The following is a 21,179-nucleotide window of genomic DNA, read 5'->3' as shown; positions in this document are numbered from 1 at the left end:
GCACCTGTTATCTAGCCGTTCCGTTTGCTTATTTAGCCGTTCCTGAACCTTTTTTGGCCGGTTGGAACTGGATTTTGTCCGATGCATTTTATTTGTCCGTTGTCACCCGTTATCTAGCCGTTCCGCTTGCTTATTTAGCCGTTCCTGAACTTTTTTTGGCCGGTCGGAACTGGAATTGTCCGATGCATTTTATTTGTCCCTTGTCACCCGCTATCTAGCCGTTCAGCTTGCTTATTTAGCCGTTTTTGAACTTTTTTTGGCCGATCGGAGCTGGAATTTGTCCGATGCATTTTATTTGTCCGTTGTCACCTGTTATCTATCCGTTCCTGAAGCCGTTCGGAACTGGAATTTGTCCTCTGAGTACTATTTGTCTGACCGCTGCAATTCAAGAAAAAAAGGAGTGCTCTTATGATCAGAGCACTCCCTCCTGCAGCTATTAATGATGCTGCAGGTGTTTTTTATATGTTTACTTTCCCGTATGAGCTATTCCATGGTGCATTATAAAGAAATAGATCCAGGACCAGCCAATGCAAGTACTAATGCAGCAGCAATAATCAGCAGATTGTATTCAAATCCGCCCTTCCCATTCCAATATCCATTTTTTCCATGAACCGTTGCTATTGCAACGACCATAGTTAGGATAATCAGTGCTGCTCCAATTCCAGTCCATAATCCAAGTACAAGCAGCAGGCCCCCTAATAGTTCAGATGCTCCCGCTCCTACCGCAGCAACTTTCCCCGGCTTCATTCCAAGCGACTCCATCCATTGAGCTGTTCCATTTAGTCCATATCCTCCGAACCACCCAAAAAGTTTCTGGCTTCCATAAGCCATAAATGTTAATCCGATAACAAGACGTAAAATAAGCAGTGCAATATCCATAATGATTCCTCCTATTTACTTTGAAATAAAATATCTTGATTTAAAGATAATACATTCCGAATCTAGAGTCAATGATTTATTTTGAATTCGAGATATTTATTTGATTTCCAATATCTTCTTTTTCCTATATAATGCATGTAGATTACATAGTTAGGAGACTTACTCATGCATCTCATTACAGAGAGAGTTATGTTCATTTCTGTTTTCCTGCTGATTATAACAACTGTTGAAACACTTGCGTATTCTGCAAGGATTTCAGGCGCCCGGGTTAAATTGATTGCGACTGCCCTTTCCTTATTCAGCACAATGGTTCTCGTCTCCCGTTTCTCTGTCATGATTCAGCAGCCTTTGACAGCCAAGCTTATTACAGATGCTTCAAAGCTTGAAAACAAAATGGTCATTATTGAAGAACAATACAGAATTTTAATTGCCGTTACGACGATAGGAGTTCTTTTGGGCATTCTTTTGTTTCCAACATTTATTGCCCTCTTTTCAAGAGCGATTATCCAGTTATCCAGAGAAAGAGGTTCTGTCGTTTCACTATTAACAAAAAATTTCAATCGGAACGGTTTCAGGAAAATGATCAGCTGTTTTCATTTACCTAAATGGTCTCATTTAAACGGCATAACATTCAAAACGATTCCCAAACGGATTTTTGTCATAAACATACTCATTTCAGCAGTATTCACAGTTGGAGTGTTATCTTCTATTTATGCTTCGGAGCTGGTTCCTGAAAAATATTCACAGGCTGCCCTTATGTCTTCAGGAATTATCAACGGTGTGGCAACCATCCTGCTCACTCTTTTTATTGATCCTAAAGCTTCCGTTCTTGCAGACCGTGTCTCCAAAAAGCAGGAAGGCTATATTTACTTGAAAAGCTATTCCTTGACCATGGTCAGCTCAAAGCTTATCGGAACGGTAGCTGCACAGGCGCTGTTCTTGCCCGCGGCATGGTATGTTGCGTGGTTTGCTAAGTGGATTTAAGCAAAGAACCCGCCATTATTGGCGGGTTCTTTATGAAGGGATCAGCGTGGATGCTTGTTTGGAAAAAATGACAGTCAAAGAATGGAGCGCACGTGTACAGCCTACATATAATAGCTTCGCATCGGAAGCAGCATGCTGATAATTGTAAGCTTCTGCATCCACAATCAGCACGGCGTCAAATTCAAGTCCTTTTGTTAAATAAATTGGAATAATAGAAATACCGCCCTGATATCCTTCCTGGCCTTCACGGACAAGATGAACATCCACCCCATCCTTCTGCAATTCAGAAAAGTATTCCTCTCCATCTTTAGCCGTTCGGCAGACAATTGCCAGACTGCTCGCACTAGCGGCTTTTCGCTCAGAAATCCAATTCTTCACAAAAGCGATTGGGTCATCTTCCTGTGTTACAGTCACCTCTTCACCGCTCCTAAAGACCGGTTTTGCCAATACAGCAGGTTTATAGGCAGCTGAGAGCACCCGATTGGCAAACTCAATGATTTCCATTGTGGATCTGTAGCTTCTCTCCAATTCCCTGTATGCGAGCTTGCCTTCTGAAAATACCGGCATGATTTCCTCCCATGCATGGATGCCGATGTTGCTGTGAATGCCTTGGGAAAGATCCCCAAGAATCGTAAAAGAATTTTTCAGCGAAAGCTTTTGAAGCATGGCAATTTGATAAGGGGAAAAATCCTGTGCTTCGTCAATGACAATGTGGTGATATCGCTCGCCTCTTTCAAGTCCATTCAATGTTAGATGAATATGAATAAGCGGGGCCAAGTCTTCATGGGCAGCTACTCTTTTCCTTAAATAGTTAACGGTTTGCTGAAGAATTTCATCCGATAATTGAGCCCTTATAGACTCTAATGAGAGCAGCTGTCTGTATACCGAAAGCGGGTCAAGCTCCGGCCACGATTTCATATATGCACGAAGTCTTTGTCCTGCCTTTGTTTTCATTTCTTTCTGGACTTTTTTCTCCCAGATCTTCTCGAGCTCATTGCTTAGCCACTGTTTAATCTTTATGGAGATCAGTTCCCGCTTTTTCACGGCAGGATAATCCCTGAACTCTTCTGCATACCAATTTTCAATAACCTTCTTTTTCAAAACCATACCATCCCATGGCTCGAAATCCTTTTGGGGAAGTCCGTTTTGTATAAAAAGCTGAAGCGCTTCATCCATTGCGTTCAAAAAAGCGAGTGAACCCTTTACCCTTCCAGGCTCTTTGCTTCCGCTCTCCGCTCTATTCACCCCAGGTTCAAACCACTGCTGCCAATCTGCTGTTTGGACCTTTAAACGGCCGCCGAGCTTAAGAAGAGCCCATTTCGAAAAGGTGGTTTGCTGTATATCACCGACCCCAAGTTCCGGCAGAACGTTAGAAATATAATCCAAAAACATCGCATTCGGAGCGAAAATAATCATTTGATCTGCAAGCATCTTTTCTCTGTACTCATATATAAGAAAGGCAAGGCGGTGAAGGGCAACTGTCGTTTTCCCGCTCCCTGCGACTCCTTGAATAATAAGGGCTGTATCACGGGATGCCCGGATCATATCATTCTGCTCGGCCTGAATGGTTGAAACAATGTCCCGAAGGCGGTTATCCTTGCGATCCCCCAGCCTGTACAGCAAAAATTCATCGGCAGCTCCAGCGTTTTCTTGTCCCTGCTCATAGGTATCGACGACCCGCTGAAGATTTCCTTCACGAATAACGAGGTTTCTCTTCAAGAAGATGTCCCCTTCAATCATACCTTCCGGAGCCATGTAATAGACTTCCTCTTCCCCGCCGGTAAAGGAATAGAAAAGGCTCGCGACAGGAGCCCGCCAGTCGATAATCATTGCCTTACCGCTCTCCCCTTCTGAAACACCGGCCTTGCCGATGTATAGAGGAGCTGCTTCTTCTTGATCCGTCTCTTTAAAATCCATTCGGCCAAAATACGGTTCTTTTGCAGCGATAGCTAAATTTTTTCGATTCCGTTCCCTTGAATCCTCCAGTGCCTGCTCCGTTAAATCCTCACCTCTATACTTAGGAACAGAATGTAAACGGGTACGCTGGCGATTGATCTCGGCAGCAAATGTTTTGAGCTGCTGCGACTCGAATTGAAAGGCACTTTGAACATTTTTTTCCATGAATCAGTTACCTCCTCCTATGAGATTGTACGCCTGAATATTCAGATAGAGAATGATTTTACCATAATGGACCAGGCAATACCAGTCATATAATGAACGAATATCCCAGAGAGGCAGATGACTATGACTCCTTCAAAAATTGTCCTGCTGCGTCATGCAGAAAAACCGGATGAGCCCTCGGATCATAACTTGTCCGCAGAAGGAAAAACCCGTTCCCAACTGCTTGTCCAATTGCTTTTATTCCTCTACCCAAGTATCGCCGGCATTTATGCAGCCGGGACAGGACCAAACGATCCAAGCAAAAGAAAAATTCAAACTGTGATTCCTTTGATCAAATATTTGCTTCATGATGATCATCAGCCCATTGCTATAAATACGGTCCGCTTAGCTAAAGAAACGGAACAGACAGCTAATGAGATCCTTTCAAACGCTCTATATCTTACAAAGACTGTCATTGTTTGCTGGTCCCATCAAAAATTGCCATCATTGGCAAAAAAATTAAACGCAAAACACGTACCTGAAAAATGGCCGGAAGACCGATATGATGTGCTATGGGAGATAGATGGACAAAGCGGGAAACTAAAACAAATTCCCCAGCTGCTTATGCCCGGAGATTCTTTGTATGGAATTGGGGAATGATGTGTTTTCAATAGACAAAAATGAAACCTGCTCCGTCACGCCCCGAAAAATCAGGTTACGCCGGCAGCAGGTTCGTTAGAGGCTATTTAACATTTCCGCTACACCATGTTCATCATTTGTACCGAAAATGGTGTCGCTTATGTCCTTAATTTCAATTCTTGCATTTCCCATTGCGTATCCTTTTCCCGCCGTTCTTATCATCGATTCATCATTCATGCTGTCTCCTATTGCTGCTGTTTCTGATAGCGGGATCGAAAGTCTTTTTGCAAGCTTTGTCAAAGCCAAGCCTTTTGATGCTTTTTCATGTTCAAGCTCGAAATTATGATTGGCTGATGTTACGATCGTCAATCCTTCTCTTTCTTTGAATTCGTTCCAGCCGGTTTTTCTTTTTTCTTCATCAAAAGAAAACGCAAGTATATTATAGATTTCGGCCTCTCCAGGAATGTCCGTAAAGGATTCAATAAATGAAAATCCGGATTGGCTGTATTGCTTGGATGCAGCTTGCTGCAATTCCTGAATGGATACTTCGGGATTTGAACTGCTGATCCGGTCCATTTCAATTTGAAGCAGCTCACGCCCTCTTTGGGGTGTATAGATGAAATGGCTGCTGAAAACTTCATAATAAAAATCATTTTCCTCAAGCCAAGCCATTATTCCATCGGCCTCTTCCCTATCTATAGGAACAGAATGGAAAAGGGTTCCATCAGGATGGTGAATGGTAGCACCGTTTGCTGCTATTATCCAAGGATTAAGACCGGTGCCGGTAAATATTTTCTGTACATCGAAATGGGCCCTGCCTGTTGCAATAACAACCTGAATGCCTCTTTCTTCAGCCTTTTTAATCGCTGATACGTTTTCCTCACTAATTTGGTTTTTGCTGTTCAAGAGGGTTCCATCCAAATCAATAGCTGCGAGCTTAATCATCCTGTTTCCTCCGTATCTGCTATTAATAGTTCTACATGGTTTTTTTCTAATACGGTCATCATGTTCTCAGAAGGTTCTCTATCCGTGATAACAATATCGATTTCTGACAGATCGGCGAACTTAAAAAAGTCTGTAATCTCCATCTTAGAGTGGTCCGCTAGAATGATTACCTGTTCTGCCTGCTTCAGCATTCTTCTTTTCACCATTCCATCCTCTTCATGTGCAATGGTCAATCCATGTTCGGAAATCCCGACGAGACCGATAAAAGCCTTTTCGACGTGATAGTTCGCTAATTTATCCAGTACAGCAGATCCGTATAAAAAACCGTGCTCCTTTTGCAATTCTCCCCCAAGAAGATGGATTTGAATGCCTCTCTTCCCAGCAAGGATTCCCGCTTGGTGGATGGAGTTTGTAATGACCGTGCAATCCTCTTCAGACAGAGATTCGGCACATGCCTGAACAGTGGTGGAAGAATCAAGAATGACACGGTCTCCCGATAAGATGAGTGAAGCGGCTTTTTTACCAATTCTCTCTTTTTCAGCCGATACGTGCTTTAAACGATTGGTATAGTCTCTTATTTTGTGGTGAGCTGATGGCAGAATAGCTCCGCCTCGTGTCCGGATTACCGCCTTTATTTCTTCGAGCTTGACTAAGTCTCTTCTGGCAGTATCCCTCGATACTTGATATATAGAACAGATTTGCTCTATAGATATTCTTTTTTCAGTTCTTAAATAATCTATGATTGCCTCAAGTCGCTCTTCTTGATACATTAATATCCGCCTTCGTAAGTAATAATAAGTAATACATAAGTTATTATAAGCAATTAACTTATTTGATGCAACCACACAAAAAACTTTTTCGAGTTACATATTTTTAATCATTTAAGGGTATTGATTTGAAAGAAAGATATTTTGCGAGGAGAGCTGAAAATGAGAGAAACGACAATCCAGGTTAAAGAGCCGCTGAATGAAGAGAGAATTCAAATGATTGAATCACGTCTTGCTCAAACGGAAGGAATTGAGAGGGCTTTAGTGGATATTGAGTCTGGAAGCATTTGGATTTCGTATAATGAAATGCAAATAGCCCCAGAACTGATTATGAAAGCTTTAAGTGAGCATGGCATGCAATCAGAAGAGATTCAAAACGCGTAAAAGCCCAGCCAGGTTTTAACCCGGCTGGGCTTTTTTTGCTACCTTAATTCAAGATAGTGGAGACTGAACAGCCTGTTTTCATCTGTCCAGAATTTTCTTGCTGCAAAACCGCTCTTTGATGCAAGGTTGTGAAATTCCTCCACTTCATACTTATAGGAATTTTCCGTATGGATCGTTTCTCCTCTTTGAATAACAATCTCTTCTGATTGAATGGTCACTTTCTGATCTTTCTGGCTAATAATATGCATTTCTATTCTGCCTTTTTCCTCGTTGTAAAAAGCATGATGGCGGTATGCATCCAAAGCGAAGTCCGCACCGAGCTCACGGTTCATCCTTCTCAGCAGATTCAGATTAAACTCTGCAGTAATCCCTCTGGCATCATTATAAGCTGAATGTAAAATATGGCTCTCCTTTTTCAAATCTACCCCTACTAAAAACCCGTCCCCTTTTTCAAGCATGGCTGCAACCGTATCTAAAAAAGCACCGGCTTCGCGGGGTTCAAAATTTCCAATTGTCGATCCAGGGAAAAAGGCGGCTTTTTTCCGGCAATTCAAATCAGGCAAGGTCATCGGAGCCGTATAATCCCCCGAGACTGCATGAATATGAAGGGTGGGATAATCGTGAGCAAGCTTCAAGCTGGAAGCATATAAAAATTCCTTGGAAATATCAATCGGCACATAGACGGATAAATCTTTAAGGGACTGCAGCAGGATTTGAATTTTACGGCTGCTGCCGCTTCCGAACTCTATAAGTGCAGCTTCCGGTCCAATCAGCAGTGCTATTTCATTCTTCACACTTTCCAAAATATCAATTTCAGTTCTAGTAGGGTAGTACTCAGCTAGATTCGTAATTTCCTCAAATAACTCAGAGCCTCTTTCATCATAAAGGAATTTTGCAGGCAGGGTTTTCGGCACACGCTTTAAACCATCTAACACCTCTGTTAAAAAACTGGAATATTCAACTCCGTTATCCGTAAACTGTATGGCCTGCTTCAATGTTGTCATTCCGCATCCTCCGCAAGACGAAATCCGCTGAACTGCCAGCGTTTTTCAGGCTGAAAGAAATTCCGGTAAGAAGATCGTATGTGGGAAGAAGACGTTGCGCAAGAGCCTCCTCGCAGAACCATCTGGTTACACATGAATTTGGCGTTGTATTCACCCAGGGCTCCTTCAAGAGGTTTGCTGCCCGGATAAGGAGAATAAGCACTTGCCGTCCATTCCCATACATCTCCATACGCCTGATGGAATTTTCCGTTCCCGCTTCTAGCAGAACGCGGGTGAAAGGTGCGGCTTTCAACAAAATTCCCGTCACAGACGGTGTCTTCTAAAGCATATTCCCATTCCGACTCTGTCGGGAGGCGCTTTCCTGCCCATCTGGCATAGGCATCCGCTTCATAGAAACTCACATGGCATACCGGCTCATCGAGTCCGATTTTTTTCTGTCCGCCAAGTGTGAATGAATTCCATCCGTCCTCTGCCTTAAACCAGTACATAGGAGCGTTCCAGCCCTCTTTTTTGATATGAGCCCAGCCGTCGGATAGCCAATATTCAGGCTTTTCATAGCCGCCCGCCTCTATGAATTTCAGATACTCGCCATTTGTAACTGGATGGGAGGCCAGGGAAAATGGTTCTAAATAGACTTTATGTCTTGGCGATTCGTTATCAAAACAAAAGTCGCCTCCGCTGTGCCCGATTTCTGCCAGCCCGCCGTCTAATGGAATCATTTCAAATACCCGGCGATTTATGCCGGATGGTTCAGAAGACTCGGAGTAGACAGGGAGCAGCGGGTTTTGGGAAAAATTATATTTAATATCCGTCAGCAGCAGCTCCTGATGCTGCTGTTCGTGCTGCAGACCGATTTCAAGCAATTCCAGAACAAGCTCTGCTTTGCTTTCAGGCAGATTGTTAAGAAGCTTCTCTATATGTGCGTTCACGTAATTCCGGTAAGAAAAGACCTCTCTCGCTGTGGGCCTTGTCAGTAAACCCCTCTGGTTCCTGGGGTGAAAAGGTCCGATCGTCTCATAATAGGAGTTAAACAAATAATCAAACTGAGGATTCAGCTCCTCATACTCAGGCAAATGATCTTTAAGAATGAAGCGTTCAAAGAACCAGGTAGTATGGGCCAGATGCCATTTCGGAGGGCTCGCATCCACCATACCCTGCACAACAAAATCCTCGGTTTCAAGCGGTTCTGTTAATTGTTCCGTTAAGTACCGAACCTCTTTGAAACGCTTTAGCAATTGTTTTTGATCATTTTTAAGCAGCATGATTTTCCTCCCTGAATATGGACGGACCAATACCGTCCCAAAATAAAATCAACAGCTTTGCTCATAATCTGATTTTTACCCCGAATAGGAAAGACGAAACCACGTGATGCTTTTCAAGTATTATTTTCAGTATAGACTAAGCCTGAATGGAGAAAAGTAAATATTTTGTTAATTATTAACCTTGGAAAGTTAACAAAAAAAGACAGCGCTCACGCTGTCTCTTCTATCTAACTGAAAATGTCCATTTCGTTTCGGCGTGATATTTTTCGCCATTTCGAAGAATAATGGATGGAAATGAGTCGTGGTGTACGGCATCTGGCGGAAATTGCGTCTCAAGGCAAACGGCCATATGCTTCTCTGCAGTCTTTCCTTCCTGCAGCACAATATCATCTCCCATTGAATTGCTTGTATACACAATGACAGCAGGCTGATCTGTTTCCACTGTAAGAAGGCGTCCGCTGTTAGCTTCATAAAGGATCATCTCCTTCCCTTCATCAAGCAGGAACGGATGATCATAACCACCGCCGGCAATTTTTATTTGTTCGTGATCGGAGAAGATTCCATCCTTCAGTTTCCTGCCTTGCCGGAAGTCAAAGACCGTTCCTTCTGTTTCAAGCTCTCTCCCTGTAGGCAATGATTCATCATCGAGCTCCAGGTAATGGCCGCTTGGAAGGGTCAGCGCATGTTCAGCTATCGAATCTTTGACAGAACCGCTCAAATTAAAATAGGTATGATTCGTCATATTCAGAACAGTATCCCGATCCGGTCTTCCTTCATAGGTCAAAATGAATTCGTTTTTCTCCGTTAACCTGTAAGTTACTTTCACCTCAAGATTTCCTGGAAACCCTTCTTCTCCATCTGGACTAAAGTAAGTAAATACAACTGCTGCATCTTGCTCAGATTCAATTGCATGTGAAGACCAAACCCTGTGACTGAATCCTTTTTCTCCGCCATGCAGGTGATTGCCTTCCTGGTTCGCAGTTACCTGATAGGTTTTTCTGTTTACAGGCAGATGCCCTTTTCCGATTCTTCCTCCTACACGCCCGACTACCGCCCCAAAATAAGGAACTCTATGTATATAATCCTCCAGCTCCCTGCAGCCGAGTACGATATTTTCAACCCTTCCATCCCTGTCAGGCGTTACAATTCTGGTTATCGCACAGCCGTATTCCATGCATTCAACCTCTACTCCATTGCTGTTTCTTATTCTGTAGCCATAAACATCCTGACCGTCCAATTGACCAAATATCTTTTTTTCTGCCTTCATAACGGACTCCTTCCAGCCTTTATCTGATTCTATTAAATTGAGCATAATCTTAATGCTTTACATTGTAAAGTTTCACGAGAGGAAGCTTTTGGCATATTTTTCGAGCCAATCCGATTACAAGATGTTAAAAGGGGAAAAGAACAGGAGTGTGACAATATATAACTAGGAGTGTGAAGAATGAGAGCAGTTACTTATCAAGGCAGTGAGAAGATCGAAGTAAAACAGGTGGAGGATCCAAGGATTCAGGAGAACAGCGATATGATCGTTAAAATTACCTCTACCGCAATTTGCGGATCAGACCTTCACCTCTATCAAGGAAATATGCCTATAAATAAGGATTATGTAATTGGCCATGAACCGATGGGAATCGTTGAAGAGGTCGGTTCTGAGGTTACAAAGGTAAAAAAAGGCGACCGGGTAGTTATCCCATTTAATATTGGGTGCGGAACATGCTTCTACTGCAGAAATCAGATGGAAAGCCAATGCGACAACTCCAATCCTATGGGAGATCAGGGAGGACTTTTTGGATTCACTGAAATGTTCGGAGGTCACCCTGGGGGACAGGCTGAATACCTGCGCGTACCTTATGCTGACTTTACCTCTTTTGTAGTGCCAGAATCCTGTGAACGCGAAGATGAAGACCTTCTTTTCATGTCTGATGTACTTCCTACCGCATACTGGAGTGTAGAAAACGCAGGAGTTAAAGCCGGAGATACAGTGATTGTCCTTGGCTGCGGACCTGTTGGTCTAATGGCGCAAAAGTTTGCAGCAATGGCTGGAGCAGAGCGGGTTATTGCTGTCGATCAGCTCGATTATCGATTAAATAAAGCGAAAAAGATGAATTCAGTTGAAACATTTGATTTTACCAGTACGGATGACCCCGGCTCTTATCTGCACGAATTTACAAAGGGCGGAGCAGATGTTGTAATCGATTGTGTAGGAATGGATGGAAGAATGACGGCTATGGAAAAAATCGGCCAGAAGTTTAAGCTTCATGGCGGAAGTCTTGGTCCAATCCGAATCGCTTCTGAAGCCGTCCGTAAATTCGGAACCATTCAGCTGACAGGTGTTTATGGAGAATCCTATAACGACTTTCCGCTTGGAGATATTTTTTCCAGAAATATCACCGTCAAAACAGGACAGGCACCTGTCATCCACTTTATGCCAAAACTGTTTGACATGATTCAATCCAATCAAATCGTTCCTTCCGAGATTGTCTCGCACAAAATCTCGCTGGACGAAGCTTCCCATGCATATAACATTTTCAATGATCATGAAGATGAGTGTGTAAAAGTTGTTTTGAAACCATAAAAACAGGGCGATCCTCATTTGGATCGCCCTATTTTTATTAAGAGGCTGAAAAGCAGATAGCCAAAAACTCCGCCTGCTGTATTAAGAAGCAGGTCATCCACATCAAAGACACCGAGAGCTAATGAAAGCTGAATGATTTCCAAAGCGAGACTGAAAAGAAAAGAAAGCAAAAGCATCAGCCAGCTATTTCTTAATTTTTTAACCATTACCGGTATGAGCAAGCCAAATGGAATAAATCCGGCCAAATTTCCTAAAAGATTTGGAATGCTTAATCCCGGCCTGCTATGAGCTACCATCATATAACGCTTTACGGTAGCAAAAGGCGTCATATTGCTGTATGCAAAATTTTGTTTTATCAAATCTCCGCTCAAAGCTGCAAAATGTTCCGGAGACTCATGCAGTGGAATTTGTTTGAATAATACCAGTTTTAGCAGAAATGCGAGATAGATAATCAATGTCCCTGCTGCAACTGTTTTTAGCTGTTTCTTTACCATTATCATTCCATCTTTCATTGACAAAACTTTTTTTATATCATCAATAATTCCCTTAATCTTTCTTCTCATAACCTTAATTCCTTTTCCAGACTAACTGTATCAAATTCTTATGTGAAATGATAGGCAAAAAAGAGTGCGAAAACTCACGATAGAGGATAAATAATTGCCTTCCACAACATTCCATTGAAACCTACCCCCATAAATCGACATAATGAATAGAAGCCATATATAAGACTAGAATTCTATAAAGAATGGGTGAAAACATGTTTTCTAACACTGAAATCGGGATTGATCTTGGAACCGCCAATATATTGGTTTATACAAAAAACAAAGGAATCGTTCTAAACGAGCCTTCTGTAGTGGCAATTGATACAGAAACTAAAACAGTGCTCGCTGTCGGTGCTGAAGCGAAAAGCATGATTGGAAAAACACCAGGTAAGATCGTGGCAATCCGTCCGCTGAAAGATGGCGTAATAGCGGACTACGATGTAACCACTGAAATGCTGAAACAAATTATGAAAAAAGCAGGCAAGCAGCTTGGATTCTCCATTAGAAAACCAAGTGTTGTCGTTTGTACACCTTCAGGATCTACATCGGTTGAACGCCGTGCCATCCATGATGCAGTTAAAAACTGCGGTGCAAAGCATGTGCACTTAATTGAGGAACCTGTAGCTGCAGCCATTGGGGCGGACCTGCCTGTAGCAGAACCGGTAGCAAACGTTGTAGTGGACATTGGCGGAGGAACGACGGAAGTCGCCATTATTTCCTTTGGAGGAGTAGTTTCCTGCCACTCCATCCGAATTGGCGGAGATCAGCTTGACGAGGATATTGTTACATATGTCCGAAAAAAATATAATCTTCTTGTAGGAGAACGGACTGCTGAACAAATTAAAATAGAAATTGGATATGCATTGGTCGATCACGAAGAATTGACAATGGATGTACGCGGACGTGATTTAGTAACCGGACTCCCTAAAACCATCCAGCTTCGTTCTAATGAAATTCAGCAGGCGATGAAAGAATCGCTTTCTCATATTCTTGAAGCAATCCGTGCAACATTAGAAGATTGCCCGCCGGAGCTCAGCGGGGATATTGTGGACCGCGGAGTCATTCTTACTGGAGGAGGAGCGCTTCTGAACGGCATGCAGGATTGGCTGAGTAAAGAAATTGTGGTGCCTGTCCATCTGGCACCAAACCCGCTTGAATCAGTCGCAATTGGAACCGGACGCTCTCTCGGTGTCATTCACAAACTTCAAAAAGCAGCTAAATAAACCATTACTTCCGAAAAAGCCTGGAGGCAAACTCCAGGCTTTTTTAATGGTCAAATTGCGGCACTCTATTCAAAGAACCTCCGCTTGAGTGCAAAGGGTGTGAAAATGCAGGAGGAGCAGGATTCCAATAAGACTCCGCCGGTTTCCGTAACTGGGAAAGAAAAAGCATATGCACCACTAAAGAGAGTACATCCTGAAGCAAAAACAAGTGCACCGAAGGTTTTTATTCAGTAAATCATGTTAGATAGAGAAAGTTTAGAGCTTTTGAAAAAGGGAATAATTCTTATAGAAAATTGACCGGGAGGAACCTTTTTGACGAATAAGATGCTGAGTGATGAATTATTTAAAAAGACACTGGATTCTACTCATGTTGGAATTACCATAACTGATCCGTCCCTGCCGGATAATCCGCTCATTTATGTAAATAAAGGATTTGCAGAGATGACAGGCTATTCCTATGAAGAGGTTCTGGGAAAAAACTGCCGTTTTCTTCAAGGCAGGAATACAAGTTATGAGACGGTTGGGAGGATTAAAATGGCGCTGAAAGAAAATAAGCCAATCCTCACTGACATTATGAATTACAGGAAAGACGGCTCCTCCTTTTGGAACGAATTACATATCGAACCTGCCTTTGTGGAAAGTGAACATAAAACTTATTTTATCGGTATTCAAAAGAATGTAACAAAACAAAAAGAATACCTTGAAAGAATTACTGAGCTTTCCACTCCAATTGTTCCCATCAGTGACAATCTTTCCGTTCTTCCGTTAATAGGAGAGCTTAGCAACAAAAGATCCGAAGAACTCATGAATTCCGTTTCTGCCTATGCTTCCACTATTAAAAATCATGCCATCATAGTGGACCTGTCAGGACTGATTAAGGTAGAAAAAGATGAGGTTGCAAGTTTGCTGAAGCTTTTTAATGTATTGAATATGATGGGGACAGAATTGATATTAACAGGTGTCACTCCTATGCTCATACTGCAAACGAGCACTGAATTGATTGAGGAGCTTTCCATTATTCGGACGTATATGAACGTGAAACAGGCCATTGATGCGTTTAATTAAAACAGCCCCTTGCTGAAATCTGCAGGGGCTGTTTTCTTATTGGTCAATAACCGTCAATCCGTTCATTTCAATGCCGGAGGTTTCTTTTCCATTGACAGTAATGGATTTATAGCCAGTGCCTTTGATCATAAGAGTCGCACTTCGCATAATGGTTTTAGCCGGCAGAATGATGGTCAGCTTCTCACCACCTGCCAGGACTTTCATAGGAAGGTCCCGGCAGCTTTTCACCTTGCTTTTATCAAATGCGATCCTCCCTGCGAAAAGTCCGCCTGCTTCCGTTTCCGGATTGGCAATTATACAGGCTGCTTCATTCCCATCCTCTATTTGAATACCGTATTCGTCAAACCAGCTTGCGCTGAATTCCATCTCTCCTGCACCAAAAATGTTAACAAAGCGCGCTTTCTCCCCTTTTTGCCGCTGAAAAAGAACGGAATAGGTTTTTTCGGGTTCTGAAGAAGGTCCGGGGCCCATAGCCTCAGCAACTTCCTTCAGTCCTGTTCCCAGTGAAATCATACGGAGCGTTTTATTATGAAGCTTCCATTGAGAATGAAACGAATCCTTTACAAAAGCGCTTTTTGGATCCTTAAGAAATTGATATCCATTCTGGGTTCCGAGTGGAGAATGGCGTTCAGAAAAATTCAGATTGGTTGAGAAGTCACCAAGACCATGGAACACCCAATCATATTGTCTGATTTCTCCAAGGCTTGACGCTTCCATCCAGTCCAAGGCAAAACGATCCCACATCAAGACTGTCCGTTTTGCTTCAACACCCGGGAAGGCATCTCCCCCCTCCGCCTTCATGACCTGCAAATTCTTGCCCAAAGCAAAATGTTCTAGTTTCCCCTCTGCCGCTTTTTGGGAAGTTCCATCTACAGTCAGCGTATTATGGCTGACTGTTTGCTTATACCATCCAGTGTAAAGGACGTGCCCATAGCTTGGGGTTCCAAAATCGGGCGCAAATGCTTCTCCTTCAGCAAACAAATCCATATGCAGTTTATCAGGGTGTCCGTGGGAGCCCCCGTATGGGCCATAGTCCATGAGGGCATACATGCTGCCGGTTCGAAGTAAACTTTGGCCCGCTCCTTCGAAATTCCGGCTCTTCCATTCATAGGAACCGGTTTCCGGAATCGTCGGAATTCCTTTAAATAGAGCGTATTCGCCTTCACGCGGAATTTTCTTGTATTTTGTATCCAGCAGCCAGGCAAAGCCAGGAGACTCATATGCCGAATAGGCCGGTTCATAATCAAAATTCCCTTTTTTACTCACTGGATCCATCAATGAGCTTCCGTATATTCCTCCATCATTATTGAAAGGGAGCCCAAAATTCGGGTATGCATAATCCAGTGGAACCTCATACATTTTTTTTAGTTCAGGACTGCTGTACAAATCATAGCCCCAGCTTTTAGCCCCATCTGCCAGATTCTGCAGAGCCCTAAGCGCATATAAATGATAGGCCATGGACCCCTCCCACCAAAATCCGTCTGAAAGGACACTCTCCTTCATCAAGTAATAAAATCCATGCTCCCCTTTGATGGCAAATTCCATGTATTCCCGGTCTCCAAGAACAAAACCAATCATGCCGACAGCAGCATTATGCCATGCCTGCCAGTTGGACCGTCCCATATCATACTCACTGATGGCAACAGCTGATGGCCGGAGCATATTCAGCTCGATGTTCGCTTTATCCTGCTCTGACAACAATCCGCTGTCATAAAGCAGATCATACGTGTAAGCAAGATCAACCATGCTTACCGATTCATCAAGCGTTTGCCAATAAAGCCTTCCTCCCCTCGCCTGCTTGGAGTAATTTGGATAATAATTTGCGTATTTGATAATCAGATCTGCAGCTTTTCTGCCATAACGCACATCGCCGCTCAGTTTGTAGGAAGATGCCAGCGTGCGGGCAGCTTTGATGATTTCATTGTGGCGGTAATAACGCCAGCCTGCATCATAAGAATCCCCTGTATAAAATTTATCCTCTGACGGGCAGTAGTGTTTATTGGGGCTCGCCGGGTCATATTGAAGGGGTGAGCTGTCATCACATAGGAACCACATTCCATGGCCGCCTGCCTGGTCCGGAACATCCAGGTTTGAAATGAGCTGCTGGTCAGCTTCCTTTCTCAATTTCTTAAAATAATCTGCTGCCCACGGTTCTTCGGCGATCCTTTTCTTGGCTTCTGATAGCTCATTAGCGTTTATAAAAGATTTCGGCCTTGTATGGCTGACTTCCTTCCACTGATACGGCTTCGATTTAAGCTTCACTTGAAAACTTGCCCCAAGCTTTAAGCGGGACAATATGGATATCGTCATGGTCTGTTCCTCTCCTGCCTGTGTTTCCTTAGGCCATTTCCATTGAACGGTCAGAATTTTGGATTTTCCCGGCTGCAGGTCTCCTGATTTCTCACTTACAGTAACAGCATCTGAAAACTCTTCCGGAATACTGACGTCAAAATGGTCCGCCTGATTGGCTTTATTCAAGATCGTCACAAAGTACGTTTGCTCAGTTCCAGGCATTCCTTCTTTGGAAATGGATTTAGGAGAAACCTGAAACGATTCTCGCACAAGCTTCATATCATCAAAATATACGACTGTCTCCGGATCTGGTGGCTGATTGCTGTACCAGAAGGAGTGAAATGTCAGCTTTTTCACAGTATGAAGCCCCAGCGGCTGCCTGGATGGAGTAAAATCTTTTAAATCAATGGATACCTGCTTCCATCCTGTCCAGTCTATTTTCAGACCTGCAAGGAAATAATCAAATCCTTCTGTTGCCGGATCATCGGAGTCCAGTATAGGATAAATCATCGTGCCGGTTGCCTTTTCAGAGTACATCCAAAAATCAAGCTTGTCATACCGTGACCAGTCCTTTGGGATTGCAGTAGACTGAACCGCTTTTTTAGAGGGCATTTGATCCCATTTTCCGCTGAAAAGTCCTTCTTTCACATATTGGGTGTTCTCTGTAATTGATGTCCATTTCTTCGAATCCTCGAATCCGTCTATAGGCAGAATATCAGATTCTTTCGTATAGTCCAGTGTCATTTGATCCAGGATTAAACGGGTATCTGGATTAGGGGTTTCCCCGTACCATGAGGCATGAAGTCTTAGCTGATCAATTTTGCTGAAGCCGGCAGGCGTATATCCTGCCCGGAAGGAATAGTAGGGCAGCCTGACTTTTCGCCAGCCCTGCCACGTAATTTGTATAGAGGTGATATAGTAATCAAGCTGTGCGGTAGCAGAATTATCTGAGTAGAGGACTACGTAGATTCGGTCGTTTGTTGATTTTTCGGAGTGGATCCAAAGATTCAATGAATCATAGGAGGTCCAGTCATTAGGGATGGAATTGGTTTCAATGGCTTTTGTCAGTTTTCCGGTGTTTTTATCTGTAATCATCCATTTCCCGGCGGAGCTGCCTTCATGTATGGTTTCAGTTTCCCTTATTAGTCCCTTCCAGTCGGCTATATCTTCAAAGTCCTGAATGACAAGCTGCTCTTCTTCTCTATTTTCTTCAGCAGGCGGATCATCAGCTTTTACAATATCAGGACAGATCGGCATTAATAGCATCAAAGACAGTAAGATCAGTATCCCTCTCTTGATTACCATCCATTTCCCCCGGTTAAAGCCCGCTCACATGCTCTTATCCTGGCAGAAAGCAAGTGAATCCATCTCCATGAAAATGAGCCGAACCGAATTTTAAAAGCGCTTGCATTTCTCTTTTTAATGCTCTGTTAAACTTAGCTGTTGATTACAGTCAGCAGGCGTTCGCTCCAATCAACAGATGTTAAGAAATCAACATAATGCTTTAACACAGCCTATTTCAAATAAGCAGCTGTTAGGCAGCTGCTCTTACCAATACAGATTCCAGTTTTTCTTCAGACGGACGAGGCCTTCCATATAATAATAGTCACCCCACAAATTCCCTTCATCCACTCCCAGTTGTTCAGGCTTTGCATATACTCCATGCAAGATGAGAGCATTTGATTCAGGATGATTTCTTGTTGAGTAGCCTTCATAGAGATCTCTCAGCATCGCGGAAGCAGCCTGGCCATAATAGCTTCTTAATTCCTTGTCCGTTGTGTGCTTTGCCAGTTCGTGCAGTCCGCAGGCCGCAATGGCCGTTGATGAGCTGTCCTTTTCCTCCCCGCTTCCATCTGTAAAGGCAAGGTCCCAATATACGACACCGTCGGCCGGGGTCCGATTCAAAAAATAATGGGCAAGCTTTTCAGTCAATTCCAGGAATTCGAGATTATTGGTATAGATAAAACTTAACGGGAACCCATAAATTCCCCAAGCCTGGCCCCTTGCCCAGCAGGAATCATCCCGGTACCCCTGATGTGTTTTTCCATACTTCGCTTCTCCCGTTTCCGTATCAAAGAAATAGGTGTGGTACGTAGATGCATCTTCCCTTACAATCCACTTACAAGCATTGAGTGCGTGCTTTTCCGCAGCCGTTTTGTAACGAGAATCTCCCGTAACCTCTGCGGCCCAATACAGTAATGGAAGATTCATGAGACAATCAATAATAATCCGGCCCCTTTGTTTCGGATCATTCAAGTCTCCCCATGCCTGGATAATACCTGCACTTTCAAAATAACGAGTCATTAAATGATCTGCTGCCAATAGAGCTGCCTTTTTCGCTGTTTCATTTCCTGTCAGCTTATATCCGCTAACACAGGAAAGCGTATACAGAAACCCCAGGTCGTGATGATCGCAGTCCAGTTTCTGAATAATCCGGTCATAAAAACTTTCAACATGAACTTCTGCTGCTTTCCGGTACTTTTCATCTCCAGTTATTTCATAAGCAAGCCAGATGATACCGGTCCAGAAGCTTGTGGTCCATCCGAAGTTGCCGCCTCTCATTTGATCGCTTCTTTCAGGCTTGCGGGGGTAATACAGGCCCTCTACCGTCGTGTCATCGGGGAAAATATAGGTGAACGGCTCCAGGTTCGCACTGATTTTTTCCAGAGCCTGCGCCAAAGCCTTATCTACGAATTCAGGTGAACCATCTAAAGCTTTGTACCGGTTTATTTTTATTCCTTCATTGACCACATTCAAGAATCTGTTCCCTCCTTATCGCAAATCACTCATCGAGACTTGTTCCATGTCATCAAATGTATAATTTTCACCAGCCATTGCCCAAATAAATGTGTAATTGCTCGTGCCGATACCTGAATGGATCGACCAGCTTGGAGAAATAACAGACTGTTCATTCTTCACAACTAAATGCCTTGTTTCGGAAGGCTCGCCCATGAAGTGAAAAACCCTGGTATCGGCTTCCATATCAAAATATAAATATACTTCAGAGCGGCGGTCATGGATATGTGCTGGCATTGTGTTCCACATGCAATTGGGTGCCAAAAGCGTCATCCCCATCATCAGCTGCGAGCTTTGCACGCCCTCCGCATGAATATACTTATAAATCGTCCGTTTATTGGAGTTTTTCTCATCGCCCAAATGTACGGGAGCGGCTTCATTGATGCCAATCTTAACTGTCGGAAATTCTTTATGCGCCAAAGCAGATAAAATATAAAACCGGGCCGGATTTTTCACATCTTCACTTGAGAGCACCACTTCATTTTTCCCGAGCCCCACATAAAGACAGTCTTTTTGATCTAAATGATATTCTTCTCCATCCACTTTAATGGAACCCGGTCCGCCGATATTAATGATTCCGGCTTCTCTTCTTTCAAAAAATGCCTTTGTCTTAATATCAGGCTCGATCAGAGTCAAAGGCTCTCTTACAGGAACAGCTCCGCCAATCAGCATCCTGTCTTCATGGGTATATGTGAGCTTCAGCTGATCATCTTCAAAGAGCGACTCAATTAAAAAAGCATTTCTTAGCTCTTCTGTCGTATAACGTTTCGTTTCTTCTTTGCTTGCACAATGTCTCGTTTCCATTTTTCCCTCTCCCTGTTTATTAAAAATTTAGCCATCCTCCATCAACCGCCAGTATGTGACCGCTTACATAATTGGAAGCATCCGATGCAAGAAAAACAACCGGTCCCTTTAAATCTTCTGGCAATCCCCATCTCCCTGCCGGAATCCTGGATTGGATAAATGCGCTGCGCTCCTTATTCTGTCTAAGCGCTTCTGTGTTGTCTGTCTCCATATAACCCGGAGCAATCGCATTTACACAGATTCCCTTTCCTGCCCACTCGTTTGAAAGTGCTCGTGTCAAACCTGCTACCGCATGCTTGCTTGCCGTATAAGCAGGTACGCGGATTCCGCCTTGAAAAGAAAGCATGGAGGCAATATTAATGATTTTACCGGAGCCCCGCTCCAGCATATGCCTTCCTGCTTCGGAGCACAGCTGAAATACCGCATCCATATTCAAATTGTTGACTGCTCTCCAATCCTCCATTGTATAATCCTCAGCAGGAGATCGCCGGATCATACCGGAGTTATTGACAAGAATATCAATTTTCCCTTTTTCCTCAATGGCCTTTTTAATCAGATTGGTCCGCTGTTTTTCATCTGATAGATCCGCTTTGATTCCCATAAATGATCTTCCCAGACTCTCAATCTCTTTTTGCACAAGGGACATATCACTGATTCCAGCACCGATAATGTCTGCACCTGCTTCTGCCAATCCAAGCGCCATTCCCCTGCCGAGACCGCGGCTTGCCCCTGTCACAAGAGCCACCTTTCCATGTAGAGAAAATTGCGGCAAAAGAACCCCTCCACTTCCCATTTGTGTTCATATTTGTATCTTTATGTTCGTTTTTATTAGTTTAGCACACTGGGAAAAAGAGGGATAGTGAATTTTGGAAGTTTTTGAGATTTTCCAAATATAGCAGAAAATCTAAAATGCCG

At 43.4% G+C, this 21,179-nt stretch carries 19 protein-coding genes; 7 read left to right on the top strand and 12 right to left on the bottom strand.

All coding sequences use genetic code 11. The features are described 5' to 3' along the window. Nucleotides 1-175: 175 nt before the first annotated feature. Nucleotides 176-412 (top strand): hypothetical protein, encoded by a 237-nt coding sequence (locus WCV65_RS08630; protein WP_338781615.1) that lies wholly within the window; start codon nt 176-178, stop codon nt 410-412. An 86-nt stretch (nt 413-498) separates the two neighbouring features. Here WCV65_RS08630 and WCV65_RS08625 read toward each other — a convergent pair whose 3' ends face one another. Next, nucleotides 499-882: a DoxX family protein gene (locus WCV65_RS08625; RefSeq protein ID WP_035413244.1), complete on the bottom strand. Its 384-nt coding sequence runs from the start codon at nt 880-882 to the stop codon at nt 499-501. Nucleotides 883-1,044: 162 nt separating this feature from the next. Here WCV65_RS08625 and WCV65_RS08620 point away from each other — a divergent pair, with 162 nt between their 5' ends. Then, nucleotides 1,045-1,863, top strand: a complete 819-nt coding sequence (locus WCV65_RS08620) for a lipid II flippase Amj family protein (protein WP_338781612.1) — start codon at nt 1,045-1,047, stop codon at nt 1,861-1,863. Between the two features lie 30 nt (nt 1,864-1,893). On the opposite strand, the gene WCV65_RS08615 is transcribed toward WCV65_RS08620, so the two are convergent. Continuing rightward, nucleotides 1,894-3,984: a UvrD-helicase domain-containing protein gene (locus tag WCV65_RS08615; protein ID WP_338781610.1), complete on the bottom strand. Its 2,091-nt coding sequence runs from the start codon at nt 3,982-3,984 to the stop codon at nt 1,894-1,896. 123 nt (nt 3,985-4,107) lie between these two features. Here WCV65_RS08615 and WCV65_RS08610 point away from each other — a divergent pair, with 123 nt between their 5' ends. Next, nucleotides 4,108-4,623: a hypothetical protein gene (locus WCV65_RS08610; protein WP_338781608.1), complete on the top strand. Its 516-nt coding sequence runs from the start codon at nt 4,108-4,110 to the stop codon at nt 4,621-4,623. A gap of 75 nt (nt 4,624-4,698) precedes the next feature. On the opposite strand, the gene WCV65_RS08605 is transcribed toward WCV65_RS08610, so the two are convergent. Next, a complete protein-coding gene (locus WCV65_RS08605; RefSeq protein ID WP_035413433.1) occupies nt 4,699-5,544 on the bottom strand; it encodes a Cof-type HAD-IIB family hydrolase in 846 nt (281 codons plus the stop codon). Further along, nucleotides 5,544-6,317, bottom strand: coding sequence for a DeoR/GlpR family DNA-binding transcription regulator (locus WCV65_RS08600; RefSeq protein WP_035413257.1), 774 nt, complete (start codon nt 6,315-6,317; stop codon nt 5,544-5,546). Before WCV65_RS08600 ends, WCV65_RS08605 begins: the two co-directional genes overlap by 1 nt. A 159-nt stretch (nt 6,318-6,476) precedes the next feature. On the opposite strand from WCV65_RS08600, the gene WCV65_RS08595 reads away from it, so the two are divergent. Next, on the top strand, nt 6,477-6,698 hold the full coding sequence (locus tag WCV65_RS08595; protein WP_035413260.1) for a hypothetical protein: 222 nt from the start codon (nt 6,477-6,479) through the stop codon (nt 6,696-6,698). 38 nt (nt 6,699-6,736) lie between these two features. Here the strand turns inward: WCV65_RS08595 and egtD are convergent, their stop codons facing one another. The 3 genes from egtD to WCV65_RS08580 form a co-directional block, all read right to left on the bottom strand. Then, a complete protein-coding gene (egtD, locus tag WCV65_RS08590) occupies nt 6,737-7,702 on the bottom strand; it encodes an L-histidine N(alpha)-methyltransferase (protein WP_338781605.1) in 966 nt (321 codons plus the stop codon). After that, nucleotides 7,699-8,964, bottom strand: coding sequence for an ergothioneine biosynthesis protein EgtB (gene egtB, locus WCV65_RS08585; RefSeq protein ID WP_338781603.1), 1,266 nt, complete (start codon nt 8,962-8,964; stop codon nt 7,699-7,701). Before egtB ends, egtD begins: the two co-directional genes overlap by 4 nt. A 223-nt stretch (nt 8,965-9,187) precedes the next feature. Then, nucleotides 9,188-10,231 (bottom strand): aldose epimerase family protein, encoded by a 1,044-nt coding sequence (locus WCV65_RS08580; protein WP_338781601.1) that lies wholly within the window; start codon nt 10,229-10,231, stop codon nt 9,188-9,190. Between the two features lie 177 nt (nt 10,232-10,408). Here WCV65_RS08580 and WCV65_RS08575 point away from each other — a divergent pair, with 177 nt between their 5' ends. Then, nucleotides 10,409-11,542 (top strand): zinc-dependent alcohol dehydrogenase, encoded by a 1,134-nt coding sequence (locus WCV65_RS08575; protein WP_338781599.1) that lies wholly within the window; start codon nt 10,409-10,411, stop codon nt 11,540-11,542. Nucleotides 11,543-11,556: 14 nt separating this feature from the next. Here WCV65_RS08575 and WCV65_RS08570 read toward each other — a convergent pair whose 3' ends face one another. Next, nucleotides 11,557-12,105 carry a VanZ family protein gene (locus WCV65_RS08570; protein WP_338781598.1) on the bottom strand — a complete coding sequence of 183 codons (549 nt, stop codon included), beginning with the start codon at nt 12,103-12,105 and terminating at the stop codon, nt 11,557-11,559. Between the two features lie 194 nt (nt 12,106-12,299). Between WCV65_RS08570 and mreBH the strand changes: the two genes are divergently transcribed. Beyond that, nucleotides 12,300-13,307 carry a rod-share determining protein MreBH gene (mreBH, locus tag WCV65_RS08565; RefSeq protein ID WP_035413275.1) on the top strand — a complete coding sequence of 336 codons (1,008 nt, stop codon included), beginning with the start codon at nt 12,300-12,302 and terminating at the stop codon, nt 13,305-13,307. A gap of 312 nt (nt 13,308-13,619) precedes the next feature. Beyond that, nucleotides 13,620-14,372, top strand: a complete 753-nt coding sequence (locus WCV65_RS08560) for an STAS domain-containing protein (RefSeq protein WP_051860870.1) — start codon at nt 13,620-13,622, stop codon at nt 14,370-14,372. Nucleotides 14,373-14,408: 36 nt separating this feature from the next. Here WCV65_RS08560 and WCV65_RS08555 read toward each other — a convergent pair whose 3' ends face one another. From WCV65_RS08555 to kduD, 4 genes are all read right to left on the bottom strand, one after another. Continuing rightward, the gene (locus tag WCV65_RS08555) at nt 14,409-17,969 is read right to left on the bottom strand and encodes a heparinase II/III family protein (protein ID WP_338781592.1); all 3,561 of its coding nucleotides are present in this window, start codon (nt 17,967-17,969) and stop codon (nt 14,409-14,411) included. A 243-nt stretch (nt 17,970-18,212) separates the two neighbouring features. Then, nucleotides 18,213-19,415 (bottom strand): glycoside hydrolase family 88 protein, encoded by a 1,203-nt coding sequence (locus WCV65_RS08550; protein ID WP_338782214.1) that lies wholly within the window; start codon nt 19,413-19,415, stop codon nt 18,213-18,215. A gap of 21 nt (nt 19,416-19,436) precedes the next feature. Further along, nucleotides 19,437-20,264, bottom strand: a complete 828-nt coding sequence (gene kduI / locus WCV65_RS08545) for a 5-dehydro-4-deoxy-D-glucuronate isomerase (RefSeq protein ID WP_338781591.1) — start codon at nt 20,262-20,264, stop codon at nt 19,437-19,439. Nucleotides 20,265-20,283: 19 nt separating this feature from the next. Next, nucleotides 20,284-21,036, bottom strand: coding sequence for a 2-dehydro-3-deoxy-D-gluconate 5-dehydrogenase KduD (gene kduD / locus WCV65_RS08540; protein ID WP_338781589.1), 753 nt, complete (start codon nt 21,034-21,036; stop codon nt 20,284-20,286). Nucleotides 21,037-21,179: the final 143 nt, after the last annotated feature.

Source organism: Metabacillus sp. FJAT-52054, assembly GCF_037201815.1.
GTDB classification, from domain to species: domain Bacteria; phylum Bacillota; class Bacilli; order Bacillales; family Bacillaceae; genus Metabacillus_B; species Metabacillus_B sediminis.
The sequence above is the reverse complement of the archived record's forward strand: the minus strand, read 5'-3'. Positions and strand labels throughout refer to the sequence as shown.